At 67.7% G+C, this 18433-nt stretch carries 19 protein-coding genes; 7 read left to right on the forward strand and 12 right to left on the reverse strand.

Going from position 1 to position 18433, the window contains the following annotated elements; genetic code table 11:
• Positions 1-97: 97 nt before the first annotated feature.
• The 4 genes from WNM05_RS00730 to WNM05_RS00745 form a co-directional block, all read right to left on the reverse strand.
• The gene (locus tag WNM05_RS00730; protein WP_434635194.1) at positions 98-403 is read right to left on the reverse strand and encodes a c-type cytochrome; all 306 of its coding nucleotides are present in this window, start codon (positions 401-403) and stop codon (positions 98-100) included.
• Positions 404-478: 75 nt separating this feature from the next.
• Positions 479-1063 (reverse strand): YggT family protein, encoded by a 585-nt coding sequence (locus tag WNM05_RS00735; RefSeq protein ID WP_434631623.1) that lies wholly within the window; start codon positions 1061-1063, stop codon positions 479-481.
• Positions 1064-1072: 9 nt separating this feature from the next.
• Entirely contained in the window at positions 1073-1876 is an 804-nt protein-coding gene (proC, locus tag WNM05_RS00740) for a pyrroline-5-carboxylate reductase (protein ID WP_434631624.1), read from the reverse strand.
• A 48-nt stretch (positions 1877-1924) separates the two neighbouring features.
• Positions 1925-2620: a YggS family pyridoxal phosphate-dependent enzyme gene (locus tag WNM05_RS00745; protein ID WP_434631626.1), complete on the reverse strand. Its 696-nt coding sequence runs from the start codon at positions 2618-2620 to the stop codon at positions 1925-1927.
• A gap of 247 nt (positions 2621-2867) precedes the next feature.
• Between WNM05_RS00745 and WNM05_RS00750 the strand changes: the two genes are divergently transcribed.
• The 7 genes from WNM05_RS00750 (at position 2868) to thpR (ending at position 11380) form a co-directional block, all read left to right on the forward strand.
• Positions 2868-3362: a molybdopterin-dependent oxidoreductase gene (locus WNM05_RS00750; protein WP_434631628.1), complete on the forward strand. Its 495-nt coding sequence runs from the start codon at positions 2868-2870 to the stop codon at positions 3360-3362.
• Positions 3363-3384: 22 nt separating this feature from the next.
• Positions 3385-5106 (forward strand): ATP-binding protein, encoded by a 1722-nt coding sequence (locus tag WNM05_RS00755; protein WP_434631630.1) that lies wholly within the window; start codon positions 3385-3387, stop codon positions 5104-5106.
• A 140-nt stretch (positions 5107-5246) separates the two neighbouring features.
• Positions 5247-6284 (forward strand): type IV pilus twitching motility protein PilT, encoded by a 1038-nt coding sequence (locus WNM05_RS00760; protein ID WP_434631631.1) that lies wholly within the window; start codon positions 5247-5249, stop codon positions 6282-6284.
• A gap of 138 nt (positions 6285-6422) precedes the next feature.
• On the forward strand, positions 6423-7559 hold the full coding sequence (locus WNM05_RS00765; protein WP_434631632.1) for a PilT/PilU family type 4a pilus ATPase: 1137 nt from the start codon (positions 6423-6425) through the stop codon (positions 7557-7559).
• Between the two features lie 25 nt (positions 7560-7584).
• The gene (locus tag WNM05_RS00770) at positions 7585-9198 is read left to right on the forward strand and encodes a response regulator (protein ID WP_434631634.1); all 1614 of its coding nucleotides are present in this window, start codon (positions 7585-7587) and stop codon (positions 9196-9198) included.
• 50 nt (positions 9199-9248) lie between these two features.
• Positions 9249-10862 (forward strand): response regulator, encoded by a 1614-nt coding sequence (locus WNM05_RS00775; protein ID WP_434631636.1) that lies wholly within the window; start codon positions 9249-9251, stop codon positions 10860-10862.
• 5 nt (positions 10863-10867) lie between these two features.
• Positions 10868-11380 carry an RNA 2',3'-cyclic phosphodiesterase gene (thpR, locus tag WNM05_RS00780; protein WP_434631638.1) on the forward strand — a complete coding sequence of 171 codons (513 nt, stop codon included), beginning with the start codon at positions 10868-10870 and terminating at the stop codon, positions 11378-11380.
• 10 nt (positions 11381-11390) lie between these two features.
• On the opposite strand, the gene WNM05_RS00785 is transcribed toward thpR, so the two are convergent.
• From WNM05_RS00785 to gap, 8 genes are all read right to left on the reverse strand, one after another.
• Complete coding sequence (locus WNM05_RS00785; protein WP_434631640.1) at positions 11391-12131, reverse strand: TIGR00266 family protein; 741 nt, start codon at positions 12129-12131, stop codon at positions 11391-11393.
• Positions 12128-12604: a molybdopterin synthase catalytic subunit MoaE gene (moaE, locus tag WNM05_RS00790; RefSeq protein ID WP_434631642.1), complete on the reverse strand. Its 477-nt coding sequence runs from the start codon at positions 12602-12604 to the stop codon at positions 12128-12130. Before moaE ends, WNM05_RS00785 begins: the two co-directional genes overlap by 4 nt.
• A gap of 1 nt (position 12605) precedes the next feature.
• Positions 12606-12857: a molybdopterin converting factor subunit 1 gene (gene moaD, locus WNM05_RS00795; RefSeq protein ID WP_434631644.1), complete on the reverse strand. Its 252-nt coding sequence runs from the start codon at positions 12855-12857 to the stop codon at positions 12606-12608.
• A gap of 80 nt (positions 12858-12937) precedes the next feature.
• Complete coding sequence (locus tag WNM05_RS00800) at positions 12938-13813, reverse strand: amino acid ABC transporter substrate-binding protein (RefSeq protein ID WP_434631646.1); 876 nt, start codon at positions 13811-13813, stop codon at positions 12938-12940.
• A gap of 242 nt (positions 13814-14055) precedes the next feature.
• Positions 14056-15120 carry a class II fructose-bisphosphate aldolase gene (fba, locus tag WNM05_RS00805; protein WP_434631647.1) on the reverse strand — a complete coding sequence of 355 codons (1065 nt, stop codon included), beginning with the start codon at positions 15118-15120 and terminating at the stop codon, positions 14056-14058.
• Between the two features lie 80 nt (positions 15121-15200).
• Entirely contained in the window at positions 15201-15830 is a 630-nt protein-coding gene (locus tag WNM05_RS00810; RefSeq protein ID WP_434631648.1) for a LysE family translocator, read from the reverse strand.
• A gap of 136 nt (positions 15831-15966) precedes the next feature.
• The gene (locus WNM05_RS00815) at positions 15967-17142 is read right to left on the reverse strand and encodes a phosphoglycerate kinase (protein ID WP_434631650.1); all 1176 of its coding nucleotides are present in this window, start codon (positions 17140-17142) and stop codon (positions 15967-15969) included.
• Positions 17143-17382: 240 nt separating this feature from the next.
• The gene (gene gap / locus WNM05_RS00820; RefSeq protein ID WP_434631652.1) at positions 17383-18393 is read right to left on the reverse strand and encodes a type I glyceraldehyde-3-phosphate dehydrogenase; all 1011 of its coding nucleotides are present in this window, start codon (positions 18391-18393) and stop codon (positions 17383-17385) included.
• Between the last annotated feature and the right edge of the window lie 40 nt (positions 18394-18433).

Here is an 18433-nt window from a genome sequence, read left to right on the forward strand (position 1 = left end):
ACCGGCGCCCGCCCGACAAGTTCAAAGGCGGCCGAAGCCGCCTTTTGCAAGCAGGCAAATCCGTTGCGGACTTGCCTCAATTAAAACCCGAGCCGGCTTATTTCTGGCTCAGCACCCACTTCACCAGCGCGCGCAGATCGGCGTCCGGGATATTCGGATGCGGCGTCATCGGAATCGGTCCCCACACGCCGGAGCCGCCGTTTTTCACCTTGGCCATCAACATCGCCTCGGCGCCCTTCTGGCCGGCGTATTTCTTCGCCACGTCCTTGTATGCCGGACCGACGATCTTTTTGTCCACCGCATGACAGGCGGTACAGCTGTATTTCTGCGCCAGCTGCAAATTGGCCAGGGCCGGAGCGGTGGCGGCGCCCATCAGCAGGGCGGCGAACAGAATCTTTTTCATCATGGTTCTTCCTATCGTTTCACAAAACCGCCAGGCCGGACGGTCCGGCGGTCAAGGTATGACAGATAACCCGTTTTACTGGGCGACGACATTGAGTTGCATCAAAAAGCCCGTCTCCAGCATACGCACCGGCAGCATCATAATCACCTGGATGATGATCAGCAGCACCAGCGGCGACAGATCCACCCCGCCGACCGCCACGCGGCGGAACGGCCGCAGGAACGGCCGGGTCAGGCTGTCCAGCACCGGCGTCAGCGGATTGTACGGATTGACCCAGCTGAGCACCGCCTGCACGATGACCGCGCCCATCAGCAGCGTCAGCGACTGCTTGAACACCTCCAGCAGCGACAGCAGCGCCAGCGCCACCCACACCTGCGGGAAGGCGAACACCTCCGGCACCGAGCCCAGCAACAGCATCAGGACATTGGCCAGCAGGCAGGTCAGCCAGGCCAGCAGCATGGTCGCGGTATCGTAGTTGCGCACCGACGGCACCAGCTTGCGCGCCGGCAGCACCAGGAAATTGGTGGCGGCCATCACGAACTGGCATACCGGATGCTTGAACGGCGCGCGCACCACCTGCAGGTAGAAGCGCAGCAGCAAGACCAGCACGAACAGGCCGGACAAGGTCTTGATCAGGAATTGCAGGGTGTCGACAAGCATGATCTTCGCTTACTCCTGGCTGAGTTGTTGGCCCATCTCGATCGAGCGCTCGCGACAATCCATCGCGCCGGCGACGATGGCCGCCTTGACGCCGTCGGCCTCGAAGCGCGCGATCGCGCGCTCGGTGGTGCCGCCCTTGGACATCACGTTCTGCCGCAGCGTCGCCACCGGCAGCGGGCTTTGCCGCGCCAGCTCGACGGCGCCGTCGAAAGTCGCCAGCACCAGCTCGCGGGCCTGCGCCTCGTCGAAGCCGGCCTGCGCCGCGGCCTCGATCATGCTCTCGATGAAATAGAAAACATAGGCCGGGCCGCTGCCGGACACGCAGGTGATGTCGTCGATTCCAGCCTCGTCGCGCAGCCACACGGTCAGGCCGGTCGCGCGCATGATGGCCTCGGCCGCCTCGCGGTCGGCCGCCGGCACCGCCGCGTCGGCGTACAGCCCGGACACGCCCTTGCCGACCAGCGCCGGGGTGTTCGGCATCACCCGCACGATGCGCTCGCTGCCGAGCCAGCGCCTGAGCGCGTCCAGCCGGATGCCGGCGGCGATGGACACCACCAGCGCGCCGTTCAGCCGCGGCGCCAGCGCCAGGCACAATTCCCGCAGCTGCTGCGGCTTGACCGCCAGCACCACCGCGTCGGCGGCGGAAAAGCGCTCGGGCAACGCCTGGCCGCCGCTGCAGCCGAAACTGGCCGCCAGCTGGTCCAGCTTGTCCTGCTGATGCTCGACCACGTGGATGCGGTGGCCGCCCTGGGCGGCCAGGCCGCCGATGATGGCGCCGGCCATATTGCCGCCGCCGATGAAAGTGATCTGCATGGTTCCCCCTGGATGCAGCGGCTCCCGGCAAGGCCGGAAGCGGAATCGTTATTGCCGGTAATCGCGCTGGCCGAAGATGGCCGAACCCACCCGCACGACGGTGGCGCCTTCGGCCACCGCCAGTTCCAGATCGGCCGACATGCCCATCGACAGCGTGTCCAGCGGCAGGCCCTCGGCCTGCAGCGACTGCTGCAGCCGGCGCAGGCCGGCGAACTGCGCCGCCAGCCGAGCCGCGTCCTCGGTCGGTTCCGGCACGCACATCAGCCCGCGCAGCCTGAGACGCGGCAGCGCCGCCACCGCGCGCGCCAGCGCCGCGGCCTCGTCCGGCGCGCAGCCGCTCTTACTGTCCTCGCCGGACACATTGACCTGCACGCAGACGTTCAGCGGCGGCAGCTCGTCCGGGCGCTGCGCCGACAGCCGCTCGGCGATCTTCAGCCGGTCTATCGAATGCGCCCAGTGCGCGCGCTCGGCGACGATACGGGTCTTGTTCGACTGCAGCGGGCCGATGAAGTGCCATTCTAGCGCCAGGTCGGCCAGCGCTTCGCTTTTCTGCTGCAGCTCCTGCACATAGTTTTCGCCGAAGGCGCTGAGGCCGCAGCGGTGGGCGGCGCGCACGTCGTCGGCGGGGAAGGTCTTGCTGACCGCCAGCAGCGCGACCGCTTCGGACGGACGGCCGGCGGCGGCGCAGGCGGCCGCCAGACGCGCGCGGACCTGTTCGAGGCGCGCGGAAAGAGAGTCTGTCATCGGTATCCGTTCGTGGCCCGGACGCGCCGGGATGGGCTTATTGCCGGAGATTGTAGGGAAAGCCGCCGCCGATCACAATCGAACGGCGGACGGCCTCCCCGGCCGCGACGCCCCGGCCGAAATGCGGGCCGGCGGCAACAAAGCCGTGTTGCCGCCAGACACATGCGGTATGATATCCGGGCATCACTGACAACACGTGCATGCCGTAAGACTGACAAAGCCACCGCGGATATCGATCCTAGCAGCCATGATTGCCAAGCTTTCCGGTTTTTTCCTGCTCGCCAGCCTGGGGTCCGCCCTGGCCCAGGCCCAGGCCGACCCCGTCCTGCTGACGGTATCCGGCGAGATTTCCCGCTACACCGATCCGGCGCGCAAGCTCTACCAGTTCCGGGAATCGGAACTGCAGGCGCTGCCCCAGCGCACCACCGTCACCGCCACCACCTGGACGCTGCGCTCCGCCTTCAGCGGGCCGTTGATGCGCGACATCCTGGAAAAGGTCGGCGCCCGCGGCGCGCGGGTGAAATTCCGGGCGCTGAACGACTACGCCTACACGCTGGACGCCGCCGAGCTGCGGCAGTATCCGGTGATACTGGCTCATTCGCAGAACGGCAAGAAGATGGACATCGCCAACCGCGGACCGCTGTGGCTGATGTACCCGCTGGAAGACATGCCGCCCAATCTGCGCGGTCCGCTGCTGGACGCCAAACTGGTGTGGCAGGTCGATCGCATCGAGATCCAGTAGCCCGACCGCCCCGAGAAACGCCGTGAGCCGAACACTCCGTACCCTGCTGAAGGACGTCTCGCCGACGCTGCTGATCCTGTTCTTCGTCGGCGCCTCCGGCATCTATTTCGCCATCGAACGCTACGTCGCCGCCCGTTCGCTGTCCGGCCACAGCGAGGACCTGTACTGGACGGTGGCGCAGCTGCAGGTGGAGCTGGAGCGCTCGCGCGCCGAGCTGGTGCGGCTGAAGGCCGGCGAGATCGGCGCCGACCAGGCCGAAACCCGGCTGCAGATCGCCCAGAGCCGGGCGCAGGATTTCACCGAGCCGTCCTCCATCCACGACACGCTGGACGGCATCGCCGGTTTCGACAATCTGACCGGCATGCTGCGGCGCTTCTTCCAGGACCGGAGGCTGAGCCGGCCGGAGCCGGCCTCGGCGCAGCAGCTGATAGACAATATCGACAATATACGCCCGGTGCTGGCCGAGTTCGCCGTGCAGTCGCGGGTGTCGGAAGTGGCGTCGCGCGAGGCGCGCAACAAGGACCTGGAACACAATCAGCGACTGGTGTCGCTGTGGTTCGCGCTCTGGGTCGGCATCTGCATCATCATCCTGGTGCTGCTGTACCGCTACCGCGGCGCGCGGCGCGACATCGCCTCGCACCAGGCGCTGCTGGAAAAGGAACGCGCCGCCCACCAGGCGACGGTGTCGGCCGAGCTGGACCGCACCACCTTCCTCGCCACCATCAGCCACGAGATCCGCTCGCCGCTGCAGACCATGCAGGTGTGCGTGGAGCTGATCGAGCCCAGGATAGAGCCGTCCAGCAAGGCCTACACCGCGCTGGTGCGGCTCAAGTCCAGCATGTCTCACCTGATGACCCAGGTGCGCGACATCATGGACATCTCGGCGATACACAATATGCAGTTCCGCCTGAATCCGGAGGACGTGGACCTGGCCGAGATCCTGCAGGAGGCGATAGACGCCTACCGGGTGCAGCTGGACAGCAAGAACCTGAAGCTGAACGTGTCGCTGCCGCGGCAGGCCGGCCGCGTGCGGCTGGACGGCGGCCGGCTGCGCCAGATCGTCGGCAATCTGGTGTCCAACGCCATACGCTACACCGACCACGGCGAGGTGTCGGTGACGGCGCGCATCGAGCACCGCAACGGCTTCCAGCTGCTGGAGATCCGGGTGGAGGACACCGGCATAGGCGTGCCGGCCGACCTGCAGTCGCGCATCTTCCAGCCTTTCTTCCAGGGCCGGCAGCGCCGCGCCGGCAGCAGCGGCCTGGGCCTCGCCATCGTCCGCGAGCTGGTCAGCCTGCAGGGCGGCGAGGTGGAGCTGAAAAGCGAGGAGGGACGCGGCTCCGAATTCACCGTGCGGCTGCCGATCAGCCTGCAGCAAGGCGCCGCCACCGACCCGCGCGCCATCCTGCTGATAGACGACGACCCGAATATCCGCGAGCCGTTCGCCGACTGCCTGGAGCTGGACGGCTACGCGGTGGCCACGGCCAGCTCGGCCGCCGAAGCCTGCAGGCTGATCGCCGAGCGCGCGTTCAGCACCATCCTGCTGGACATGCAGCTGGGCGCCGACAGCGGCTACAGCGTCGCCGAGTTCGCCCGCGCCAGCGGCAACCGCCACGCCGCCATCATCGCGATGACCGCCTATCCGGACGAATACAGCGACCCGCGCGCCAGCTGGTTCGCCGAGAAGCTGGAAAAACCGTTCGACCTGAACCGGCTGCGCAGCATACTGCGGCAGCGGCGCTAGCCGCGCCGGCGCTTGCTCGCGATTTTGTTGCGTCCGGCGTCGGCAGCGCCGAGAATGCCCTTAACCGCATCAAGGGCCGCCGTCCGGCGGCGGGGACAGCCAACCGCGGCAGCGGCCGCGACATCGAAACGGGTCAACACATGGAAATTTCCGAGCTGCTGGCATTCACCGTCAAGAACAAGGCCTCCGACCTGCACCTGTCCGCCGGCCTGCCGCCGATGATACGGGTCAACGGCGACATCCGCCGCATCAATCTGCCGCCGATGGACCACCACGACGTGCACGACATGGTGTACGACATCATGAACGACTACCAGCGCAAGGTGTTCGAGGACACCTTCGAGTGCGACTTCTCGTTCGAACTGCCCGGCATCGCCCGTTTCCGCGTCAACGCCTTCGTGCAGAACCGCGGCATGGCCTCGGTGTTCCGGGTGATTCCGAGCAAGGTGCTGTCGCTGGAGCAGCTGTCGGCGCCGCGCATCTTCCAGGAGATCGCCAGCTACCCGCGCGGCCTGGTGCTGGTGACCGGCCCGACCGGTTCCGGCAAGTCGACCACGCTGGCGGCGATGATAGACTATGTCAACGAAAACGACTTCTCGCACATTCTTACCGTGGAGGACCCGATCGAGTTCGTCCACGAGAGCAAGAAGAGCCTGATCAACCAGCGCGAGCTCGGCCTGCAGACCCACAGCTTCTCCAACGCGCTGAAAAGCGCGCTGCGCGAGGACCCGGACGTGATCCTGGTCGGCGAATTGCGCGACCTGGAGACGATACGGCTGGCGCTGACCGCCGCCGAAACCGGCCACCTGGTGTTCGGCACGCTGCACACCAGCAGCGCCGCCAAGACCATAGACCGGATCGTCGACGTGTTTCCGGCCGGCGAGAAGGAAATGGTGCGCTCGATGCTGTCGGAGTCGGTGCGGGCGGTGATCGCCCAGACGCTGCTGAAGACCAAGGACGGGCAGGGCCGGGTGGCGGCGCACGAGATCATGATGGGCACGCCGGCGATACGCAATCTGATACGCGAAAACAAGATCGCCCAGATCAACTCGATGATACAGACCGGGCAGCAATACGGCATGCAGACGCTGGACCAGTGCCTGGCGGACCTGGTTCGCCGCAATATCGTGTCGCCGGGCGAGGCGCGGGCCAAGGCCAGCAACAAGGACGCGTTCTAGCGGTCCGGCACCCGCCGACGCCGGGCTTCGCGTCCCCGTTCCCAGCCGGACTTTTGGCAGAAAGCCGCGGCCATAATCGCCTGCTGCCGGCAACGATAGCAGGCTAGACTGTAAGCAGCCCACGCAGGATACGCCGCCATGGAAAAAGACCAGGCATCCAAGTTCATCCACGATCTGCTCAAGCACGCGATCGGGAAGAACGCGTCCGACATCTTCATCTCCCCGGAATTCCCGCCGGCGATGAAGATAGACGGCAAGATCACCCCGGTGGCGCCGCAGCCGCTGTCGGCCCAGCAGAGCAAGGAGTTGGTGCGGGCGATCATGAACGACCGCCAGACCGAGGAGTTCGAGACCCGCAAGGAAGCCAATTTCGCGATCAATCCGCCCGGCATCGGCCGCTTCCGGGTCAGCGCCTTCGTGCAGCAGGGCGCCGTCGGCATGGTGCTGCGCAAGATCAACACCGACATCCCCAACTTCGACCAGCTGAACCTGCCCGAGGTGCTGAAGGACATCGCACTGATCAAGCGCGGGCTGGTGATCTTCGTCGGCGGCACCGGCTCGGGCAAATCCACCTCGCTGGCCGCGCTGGTGGACTGGCGCAACAGCAACAACCAGGATCACATCATCACCGTCGAGGATCCGATCGAGTACGTGCACACGCACAAGAAGTCCATCGTCACCCAGCGCGAGATCGGCGTCGACACCGAGAGCTGGGAGATCGCGCTGAAGAACACGCTGCGCCAGGCGCCGGACGTGATACTGATGGGCGAGATCCGCGACCGCGAAACGATGGGCTACGGCCTGCAGTTCGCCGAGACCGGCCACCTGTGCCTGGCGACCTTGCACGCCAACAACGCCAATCAGGCGCTGGACCGCATCCTCAACTTCTTTCCCGAGGAACGCCACCAGCAGGTGCTGATGGACCTGTCGCTGAACATGCGCTCCATCATCTCGCAGCGGCTGGTGCCGCACAAATCCGGCCGCGGCCGGGTGGCGGCGGTGGAAATCCTGTTGAACAGCCCGCTGGTATCGGACATGATCTTCAAAGGCGAGATCGCCGGGCTGAAGGAAGTGATGGCCCGCTCGCGCGAAGCCGGCATGCAGACCTTCGACCAGTCGCTGTTCGAGCTGTTCGAGGCCGACCTGATCACCTACGAGGACGCACTGCGCAACGCCGACTCCATCAACGACCTGCGCCTGAGAATCAAGCTGTACAGCGAAAGCGGCCGCAACCGCGACCCGCTGGAAGGCATCGACCACCTGGATATCGTCTGAACCGGCGCCACGCCACCCGAGAATCATGCATTTTGACGCCAATACCTCTGTACTGATCATCGAAGACTCCCACACCGTGCGCCAGGGCTTGCGCACCATGTTGTCGATGGCCGGCATCACCCGCTCCGATGCGGTCAGCAACGCCAGCGAGGCGCGCAACCGCCTGCGCGGCAAGAATTACGACGTCGTGCTCTGCGACTACAACCTCGGCGAGGGCATGGACGGCCAGGAATTGCTGGAGGCGATGCGCAAGGGCGGCAACCTGCCGCTGTCGACGATCTGGATCATGATCACCGGCGAGCGCCACTACGAACGCGTGGTGGCCGCCGCAGAAATGGCCCCGGACGACTACATCCTCAAACCGTTCGCCTCGCAGCTGCTGCTGGACCGGATGAATCTGGCCGGCCAGCGCAAGACCTTCCTGGCGCCGGCGCACAAGCTGCTGGCCCAGGGCAAGGTGGAGCAGGCGATACAGGTGTTGCAGCAGCTGGCGCGCGAGACGCAGAACGCGCAGTACCGGCTGGACGCCAAGCGCCTGACCGCCGAGCTGCTGGTCAACGAGGGCCGCCAGGGCGAGGCGCTGACCATCTACCAGGAACTGCTGACGCAGCGGGTGATCCCCTGGGCCAAGATGGGCGTCGCCCGCATCGTCGCCGAACAGGGCGAGACCCACGAATCCAACGCGCTGCTGCGCGAGATCATCGCCGACGCGCCGCGCTACACCGACGCCTACGACCTCTTGGCGCAGAACCTGATAGACGACGGCCAGTACCAGACCGCCGCCGCCGTGCTGGAAAAGGCGGTGGCGATCTCGCCGCGCAACTTCAACCGGCTGAAGAGCTGCGGCACCGCGCTGCTGCGCTGCGGCGACCCGGCCAAGGCCGCCGACTACCTGCAGCGCGCGGTCGAGATAGGCCGCAACAACAACTTCTTCGGCCCCGACGTGCTGGTGGACCTGCTGCAGGCCTACAGCGAAAGCGACCAGACCCAGCAGCTGGACCGGCTGCAGGCCGAGATCGCCAGCCGCATGGACGAGCTGCCGGGCGGCCAGCTGACGATGGCGGTGTGCCGCGCGCTGACCGCGCTGGCGCAGAAGCGTCCCGCCGACGCGCAGGCCCAGCTGCAATCGGTGGCCGAGGAGTTGCGCGCCCGCGAAACCGACTTCGTCAACGCCCAGCGCTTCCTCGCCGCCGCGGTGCGGCTGCCGCCGGAGCAAAGCAGCGATCTGCCGCAGCAGTGGGCGCACAGCATCGCGCTGCGCTTCGCCGACGGCCGGCACGAGCTGGGCACGCTGCTGGAGGTCGCCCACAAGCACCAGGCCTGCCACGATGCCATCGAAACCGCCTACGACACGCTGCAGACCGACAGCAACAAGGCGGTGGAGCTGGCCAGCGCCGGCAAGCTGGAGGAGGCCGCCGCCATGCTCTACCTGCTGTCGCAGAAGACGCTGAACGAGCGCATCAGCATGAATGCCTGCGCGCTGCTGCTGCGCACCTGCGAAAGCCGCCACAAGGCCGGCCAGGACTTCGCCGTCGAAGACAAGCAGGTGCTGCAACTGCTGCACTGGCTGCCGGAGGACAACGAGCGGGTGCGCGGCTTCGTCCGCCGTCATCAGGCGCTGGACCCGGAATGCGAATGAGCGGGCGCGGCGGCCGCTCTTGACCGACACCGCTGCTTGCGAGGCTGCAGATGGCATTCGACGCGAACACCACGGTATTGATCATCGAGGACTCGCAAAGCATGGCGCAGGGCATACGCGCCATCCTGGCGCAGGCCGGCGTCACCCAGTCGGAAACCGCCAGCCACGCCGGCGAGGCGCAGAACCGGCTGCGCGCCCGCCGCTACGACGCGGTGCTGTGCGACTACAACCTGGGCCAGGGCATGAACGGCCAGGAGCTGCTGGAGACGATGCGCAGAAGCGGCGCGCTGCCGCTGGCCACGCTGTGGGTGATGATCACCGGCGAGCGCAACTACACCCAGGTGGTCACCGCCGCCGAGACCGTGCCCGACGACTACATCCTGAAGCCGTTCACCTCGCAGCTGCTGCTGGACCGGCTGGAGGCGGCGGCGCGGCGCAAGGCCTGGCTGGCCCCGGCGCACAAGCTGCTGGACAAGGGCAAGGTCGAACCGGCGATCCAGACGCTGCGCGAACTGGCGCAGCAGGCCGACAACCGCCTGTACCGTCTGGACGCGCTGCGGCTGTGCGGCGAGCTGCTGGCGCGCGAGGGCCAGCTCGAGCCGGCGCTGCAGCTGTACCGCGCGGTGCTGGCCCAGGACGAGCAGCCGTGGGCCAAGATGGGCGTCGCCCGCGTGCTGGCCCTGCAGGGCGACGGCGCCGCGTCCAACACGCTGCTGGACGAGGTGATCGCCGTCGCGCCGCGCTACACCGAGGCCTACGACCTGCTGGCGCAGAACATGATAGACGACGGCCAGTACCAGGAAGCCGCCGCCGTGCTGGAGAAGGCGGTGGCGATCTCGCCGCGCAACGTCACCCGGCTGCATCACTACGGCACCGCGCTACTGCGCAGCGGCGAGGCCGCGCGCGCGGTGGAGCCGCTGCAGAAGGCGGTGGAGATCGGCCGCAACAACAGCGTCTTCGGCCCGGAAGCGATGGTGGACCTGCTGCAGGCCCGCAGCGAAAGCGGCCAGACCCAGCAGCTGGACCGGCTGCAGAACGAGATCGCCGCGCAGATGGGCCGGCTGCCCGGCGGACCGCTGACGATGGCGGTGTGCCGCGCGCTGGCCGCGCTGGCGCAGCAGCGGCCGCAACAGGCGCTGGCGCAGCTGACGGAAGGCGCCGAATGGCTGCGGGCGCCGGAAACCGATTTCGGCAGCGCGCTGCGCTTCTTGGCGGCGGCGGCGCGGCTGCCGGCAGCAGACGGCGCGGCGCAGGCGCCGCAATGGGCGCGCACGATCACGCTGCGCTTCGCCGACGGCCGCCACGAGGTCGGCAGCCTGCAGGAGGCCGCGCATCCGCACGCCGCCTGCACCGAGGCGATCAGCCAGGCCTACGCCGAGCTGGAAGACCGGAGCCGGGCCGCGCTGGAGCTGGCCAACCAGGGCCAGCTGGAGGAGGCCGCCGCCATGCTGCTGCGCGAGGCGATGTCCAGCCTGAACTGCCGGCTCGGCATGTACGGCTGCGCGATGCTGCTGCGCATCGCCGAGAACCGCCAGCAGGCTGGCCAGGACTGCGCCGAGCAGCTGCAGGGTCTGCGCCAGCTGCTGCACTGGCTGCCGCACGACAACGAGCGCATACAGGGCTTCGTCAAGCGCCGCCAGGCGCTGCTGCGCCACAAGGACTGAGCGCGATGCGCGCCTTCCTGGCCTGCCTGCCGCCGCCGGCGTGCCTGGCGGCGCTGCGGACCCTGCAACGCGACTTGCGGCGGCAAAACGGCGGTCGTCCGCTGCCGGCGCGGCAACTGCACCTGACCCTGGCGTTCCTGGGCGAGCTGACGCCGCTGCAGCTGCAGGACGCCGCCGATTGCGCCGAACGGGCGGCGGCCGGCCTGCCGCCCGCCATCGAGCTGGACGGCTGCGGCAGTTGGCGCGACGTAGGCTGGTGCGGATCGCGCCATCCGCCGCAGCCGCTATGCCAGTGGGTGGCGCAGTTGAAGGCGGCGCTGCGCGCCGCCGGCATCGACGTGGAGGCGCGGCCGTACCGGCCCCATGTGACGCTGCTGCGCCGCCTGGACCGGCCCTTGCCGCCCCAGGCCCTGCCGACGCTGACGATGCCGCTGGAGGAGGTGGTGCTGCTGGCGTCCGAACTGCGTCCGGACGGCGCCCGCCATCACCGGCTGGACGGCTGGCGGCGCCCCCGCTGAGCCGGACGCCTTACTTGGACTCCCCGCCGGCGCGCGGCATCGCCGCGGCCAGGCGGTCGGCCAGCCGCGCCAGCGGCAGCGACTGCAGCCACACCCGGCCCGGACCGGTCAGCCTGGCGAAGAACAGCCCCTCGCCGCCGAACAGCGCGCTTTTCAGCTTGCCGACGTACTCGATGTCGAAATCGACGCCGGGCTGGTAGGCCGCCACGCAGCCGGCGTCGACCCGCAGCGTCTCGCCCGGCCGCAGCTGCATCTCGCTCAGCGCGCCGCCGGCGTGCAGGAAGACATAGCCGTCGCCCTCCAGCTTCTGCATGACGAAGCCCTCGCCGCCGAACAGGCCCGCGCCGATGCGCTTCTGCCAGGCCAGGCCCAGGCTGACGCCCTTGGCGCCGGCGAGGAAGCTGTCCTTCTGCGCATAGATCACGCCGCCCAGCTCCAGCAGGTGCAAGGGCACGATCTTGCCCGGCGTCGCCGCGGCGAAGGCCACCTTGCGCCGGCCGTCGGCCTGGTTGGCGAACACGGTGGTGAACAGCGAGGCGCCGGTCAGCAGCCGTTTGCCGGCGCCCAGCAGCGAGCCGAACACGCCGCCGCGGTCGGAACCGTCGCCGAACACCGTGTCCATCTCGATGCCGTCCTGCATGTAGTACAGCGCGCCGGCCTCGCCGACCGCCGCCTCGCCCGGTCCCAGCTCCACCTCGACATACTGCATGTCGTCGCCGAAGACCTGGTAGTCGATCACATCCATCGTCATCGCGCCTCCCCCGCGCCGTCCCAGCGCGCGGCGGCGGCCTCGTCGCTGGCCTTGGCGTCGACCCAGTGCCGGCCGCCGTCGGCCAGGATCTCGCATTTCCAGAACGGCGCCTGCCGCTTCAGATAATCCATCAGGAAAGACGCGGCCTCGAAGGCGTCGAGGCGGTGGCCGCTGGCCGTCACCACCAGCACGATGGCCTCGCCCAGCGCCAGGCGGCCGACGCGGTGTATCAGCGTCACCCCCTTCAGCGACCAGCGCCGGCGCGCCTCGCAGACGATGTCGGCCAGCGCCCGCTCGGTCATGCCCGGATAATGCTCCAGCTCCAGCGCCACCACGTCCCGGCGGTCGCCGTAGTCGCGCACCAGGCCGGTGAAGCTGACCACGGCGCCGCAGGCCGGATTGGCCGACCAGCGCCTGACCTCGGCGCCGACGTCGAAATCCTCGGTCTGCACCCGGATATGGTTGACCGTCATCTCAGCCTCCGGTCACCGGCGGAAACACCGCCACTTCGTCGCCGTCGGCCAGCGGCGTGTCGGCCCGCGCCATCTGCTGGTTGACCGCCACCCGGAACACCCGGTCCGCCGCCAGCTCCCGCGCCCAGGACGGGCCGCGCTGGCGCAGCAGGGCCAGCAGCTCGTCCACCGTGGCCGCCTCGCAGTCCAGCCGTTCGCTCTCGACGCCCAGCGCCTCGCGCAGCCGGGCGAAATACAGCAGATTCAGTGTCATCTCTTTCCTTCCCGGTCCGCGCGCCGGTCGTTGCCTGATGCGCCCAGTGTAAGCAATCGACCGCCGCCGGCCAATGCTGCTTATGGCTTAGGCGCGCGGTCGCGCCGCGGGTCGAACCACATCGTCGCGTCGCCGAGCGGCGTATCCGGCGGCAACAGCGGATTGGACAAGACGATCAGCCGGCGCTCGCTCATCCGGGCTTGGCGCAGCACGTCGCGGTGGTATTGCCAGAAGATCGCGTCGAAGCTGCCGTCGGCGCGCATCCGCTGCAGGCCCAGCTGCAGCCGCGCCGCCAGCCGCGGGTTGTCGCGCCTGCAGAAGAAATAATAGGGCCACGGGTAATAGATCAGCAGATGCTGCTCGACTTCCAGATTGGGATAGCGGTCGCGGTACTGTCGGTATTCGCCGAACACCTCCAGCACGCTGCGCGGCAGCAGATCGAAACGGTGCTGGCTGAGCATGCCGAACAGGCTTTCGTAGCGGCCGGTGCTGACGCGGAGGGCCGCGGCGCGGTAGACCTGGACATCGCCCCAGTCCTTGCCCTGGCCGACCTGGAAGCGGCCGAGCTCGGCCAGCGTCCGCACCCGGTCGAATTCCGGCTGGCGCCTGCCGTCTATCAGCGCGATGCGATAGCCCAGCAGGCCCTTGCGCAGGTCGATGCGCACCGGCAGCAACTGGCGCTCGCGCAGCAGCGAGGTGGAGCTCCAGGCGACGTCGATGTCGCCGCCGCGGCGCAACTCCTCCAGCGAGCGCTCCTCCGCCATCGGCCAGCGGCTGGCTTCCAGCCGGAACGGTCCGTAGCGGTCGACGGTCTTGTCCAGCGCCGCGCGCAGCAGCGCCACCAGATCGTCATAGCGGTGGTCGCTGGCGGCCTCGGTGGCCGGATACATCACCCGCATCGCATCGTCGGCCCGGCTTGGGCCGCACAGGCATGCCAGCAGTATCCACCTCCACATCGTCCGCCCCCCGCCCCGACGCACTCCATCCAGCATAGGCGCGCGCGACCGCCGCGGCGAAAAAAAAACCCGCCTAGACGGCGGGTCGGGCATTCAGCGATGCCATGGTAGCCGACCCGCACACTCGCGGCCGGTGTCCAGTCGGCATACTATTCCCTTTCCTGAAATGACAAATGAATTATTGCAGCAAAAGCAGCAGCTAGCAAGCCGGTTTACATCCGGCTTACAAACCGCCGCCGCGCTCAGCGCACGATCTGCGCCAATTCGCCCTTCAGGTAGCGGTTGGCCATGGTGTCCAGATTGACGGCCTTGATCTTGCTGGCCTGGCCGGCGGCGCCGAAGGCCTCGTAACGCGCGATACAGATGTCGCGCATCGCTTCTATGGTCTTGGCCAGGTATTTGCGCGGGTCGAACTCGGCCGGGTTCTTGGCCAGGAACTGGCGGATCGCGCCGGTCGACGCCAGACGCAGGTCGGTGTCGATGTTCACCTTGCGCACGCCGTGCTTGATGCCCTCGACGATCTCCTCGACCGGCACGCCGTAGGTCTCGCCGATGTCGCCGCCGAATTCGTTGATGATCTTCAGCCAGTCCTGCGGCACGCTGGAGGAACCGTGCATCACCAGGTGGGTGTTGGGGATGCGGGCGTGGATTTCCTTGATGCGGTCGATGCGCAGCACGTCGCCGGTCGGCTTCTTGCTGAACTTGTACGCGCCGTGGCTGGTGCCGATGGCGATGGCCAGCGCGTCGACGCCGGTGTCCTTGACGAAGCGGGCGGCCTCCTCCGGATCGGTCAAGAGCTGGCTGTGGTCCAGCACGCCCTCGGCGCCGACGCCGTCTTCCTCGCCGGCCATGCCGGTTTCCAGGCTGCCCAGGCAGCCGATCTCGCCCTCGACCGACACGCCGCAGGCGTGGGCGAAGTTGACCACGGTGCGGGTGACGCCGACGTTGTAGTCGTAGTCGGCCGGGGTCTTGCCGTCGGACTTCAGCGAACCGTCCATCATCACCGAGGAGAAGCCCAGCTGGATCGAGCGCTGGCACACGTCCGGGCTGGTGCCGTGATCCTGGTGCATCACCACCGGGATGTGCGGGAATTCCTCGACCGCGGCCAGGATCATGTGGCGCAGGAAGGGCGCGCCGGCGTATTTGCGGGCGCCGGCCGAAGCCTGCACGATCACCGGCGCGTCGACCTTGTCGGCGGCCTCCATGATGGCGCGCATCTGCTCCAGATTGTTGACGTTGAAGGCCGGCAGGCCGTAACTGTATTCAGCCGCGTGGTCCAGCAGCTGGCGCATCGAAACGAGTGCCATGAATCTCTCCCTCATGGGCTCCGCCGGGGCGGGGCCTGTTACGAAAAACGGGCGGCCGGCATCGCGGCCGCCTTGATGGTTTACTGCCGGGTCAGACCGGTCAGCAGCAGGCCGGCACCGACGAAGGCGCCGCCGCTGAAGCGGTTGACCAGGCGCAGCCGGCTGGCGCTGTTCAGCCAGCGCGCGAGCCGGGCGCCGCCGCTGGCGTAGCTCAGCTGCCAGCACGACTCGATCAGGTAGAACGTGGCCGCCAGGATGGCCAGCTGCGGCCCCTGCGGCTGGTGCGCGTTCATGAACTGCGGGAACAGCGCGGTAAAGAAGATGAAGGCCTTCGGATTGCTCATCGCCACCAGGAAGCCGCGGCGGAACAGCGCCCACGGACCGTGCCGGCCGTCATCGTCGTCGGCGAGCTCGGCCACCGGCCGCGGCAGGCTGCGCCAGGTCTTGACGCCGAGATAGACCAGGTACAGCGCGCCGGCGTACTTGACGGCGGAGAACAACAGCTCGGACGTGGCCAGCAGCGCGCCCAGGCCGGCCACCGAACCCAGCATGATCAGGCCCAGCGCCGTCATCAGCCCGAAGCAGGTCATCAGCGTGCGGCGCACGCCGTAATGGATGCCGTGCGTCATCGCCAGCAGCATGTTGGGGCCGGGCGTGGCGGAGACGAAGAACACGGTGGTGACGAACAACAACCAGGTTTGCAGCGGCATCACATTCTCCTGACGGGGGAATAGCCGCCAGTATAACGGAGAGGCCGGCCCAAGCGGCCGTCCGCCGATCCGCCGTTGGTCAAAATATCCATCTTCACAAGCGCATGGCGGCCGGGCCGCCATGCGTCCGCTCCGTTCAGCCGGCGCGCTCGGCCAGGATGGCCACCGCCGGCAATTCCCGGCCTTCCAGGAATTCCAGGAAGGCGCCGCCGCCGGTCGAGATGTAGCTGATGTCGTCGGTGATGCCGTATTTGGCGATCGCCGCCAGCGTGTCGCCGCCGCCGGCGATCGAGAAGGCCTTGGACCGGGCGATGGCCTGGGCCAGCGTCTTGGTGCCGTTGCCGAACTGCTCGAATTCGAACACGCCGACCGGGCCGTTCCACACCACGGTGCCGGCCTCGGCGATGATGGCGGCCAGCTGCCGGGCCGAATCCGGGCCGATGTCGAGGATCATGTCGTCGGCGGCGACGTCGGCCACCGGCTTGGTGACGGCGGCGGCCGTCTCGGCGAATTCCTTCGCGCACACCACGTCGGACGGCAGCGGCACGTCGCCGCCGCGAGCGCGGATCTTGGCGATCACGCGACGGGCGTCTTCCACCAGATCGGCTTCGGCCAGCGATTTGCCGATGGCCTTGCCCTCGGCCAGCAGGAAGGTGTTGGCGATGCCGCCGCCGACGATCAGCCGGTCCACCTTGTCGGCCAGCGCCTCCAGTATCGTCAGCTTGGTCGACACCTTGGAGCCGGCGACGATGGCCACCAGCGGGCGGGCAGGCGCCTGCAGCGCCTTGGAGAGGGCGTCCAGCTCGGCCGACAGCAACAGGCCGGCGCAGGCCGCCGGCGCGAACTTGGCCACCGCGTGGGTCGAGGCCTCGGCGCGGTGCGCGGTGCCGAAGGCGTCGTGGACGAAGACGTCGCACAGCGCGGCGTAGGCGCGGCCCAGCTCGTCGCTGTTCTTCTTCTCGCCCTTGTTCAGGCGCACGTTCTCCAGCATCGCCACCTCGCCCGGCGCCAATTCGACGCCGTCGGCGAAATCGGCGACCAGGCGCACCGGCTTGCCCAACAGCTCGGACAGGCGGGCCACCACCGGCGCCAGGCTGTCCTCCGGCTTGGGCTCGCCCTCGGTCGGACGGCCCAGGTGGGTCATCAGCAGCACGGCGGCACCGGCTTTCAGACAGTGTTCGATCGTGGGCAGGCTGGCGCGGATGCGGGTGTCGTCGCCGATGACGCCGTTTTTCAGCGGCACGTTCATGTCGACGCGGATCAGCACGCGCTTGCCGGAAAGATTCTGCTCGGAGAGTTTATTGAATTTCATCGCTTCACTCGCTCGGTTTGGGATGCGGGACGTCCGGCCCGCCGCGCGGAACGATGGCGGGGCGGCAACGGTCATGTTGGAGAATTTCCGGCGACGACGGCGCATCCGCCGCGTCGACCGACAGCATCCAGTGTATGCCGAAACATCCGCGCAACTTTAACACCAATCAAATTGCCTGCATGTCTGGTGTAATAAAACAACAGGGCGGACGGCCTGCCAAGCGGCCGCCCGCCCGCTGTCTCAGCAGCTGAACATCGCGCGCGCGGTGCGCAGCATCTGGCAGCTGAAACCCCATTCATTGTCGTACCAGGCCAGCACCTTCACCATATTGCCGCCGGTGACCTTGGTCAGCGTGGAATCGAAGGTGGAAGCCTCCTCGGTGTGGTTGAAGTCGCCGGACACCAAGGGCAGCGTGTTGAAGCCCAGTATGCCCTTCATGCTGCCGTTGGCGGCGCCCTGCAGGATCTCGTTGACCTCGTCGCGGCAGGTGTCGCGCGCGGCGGTGAAGGTCAGGTCGACCAGCGACACATTGATCGTCGGCACGCGCACCGCGAAGCCGTCCAGACGGCCCTTCAGCTCCGGCAGCACCAGGCCGACGGCCTTGGCGGCGCCGGTCTTGGTCGGGATCATATTGTCGGTGGCGGAGCGGGCGCGGCGCAGGTCCTTGTGCTTGACGTCGGTCAGCACCTGGTCGTTGGTGAACGCGTGGATGGTGGTCATCAGGCCCTTCTTGATGCCGATCGCGTCGTTCAGCGCCTTCGCCACCGGCGCCAGGCAGTTGGTGGTGCAGCTGGCGTTGGAGACCACGGTCATCTCCGGGGTCAGCACGTCGTGGTTGACGCCGTAGACCACGGTGGCGTCGACGTCGTCGCCGCCCGGCGCCGAGATCAGCACCTTCTTGGCGCCGGCGGCCAGGTGGGCCTGGCACTTTTCCTTGGTGGTGAAGGCGCCGGTGCATTCCAGCACCAGGTCGACATCCAGCTCGCGCCACGGCAGCTCGGCCGGATTGCGGGTGCTGAAGAAGGGAATGCGGTCGCCGTTGAGCACCAGATGGCCGTCTTCCTGCGCCACGGTGCCGGGGAAACGCCCGTGCACGGTATCGAACTGGGTCAGGTGGGCGTTGATGCCGAGGTCGCCGGAGGCATTGACCGCCACCACCGTGAAATCGTCGTGCAACTTGTTTTCATAGATGGCGCGCAAAACCTGGCGGCCAATGCGACCGTAACCGTTGATGGCGAGGCGGATGGTCATGCTACAGGGTCTCCCGGTGAAACTTTTGTAGTGCGGCGAC

The sequence above is a fragment of the Chromobacterium sp. CV08 genome, assembly GCF_051129845.1.
Lineage (GTDB): Bacteria > Pseudomonadota > Gammaproteobacteria > Burkholderiales > Chromobacteriaceae > Chromobacterium.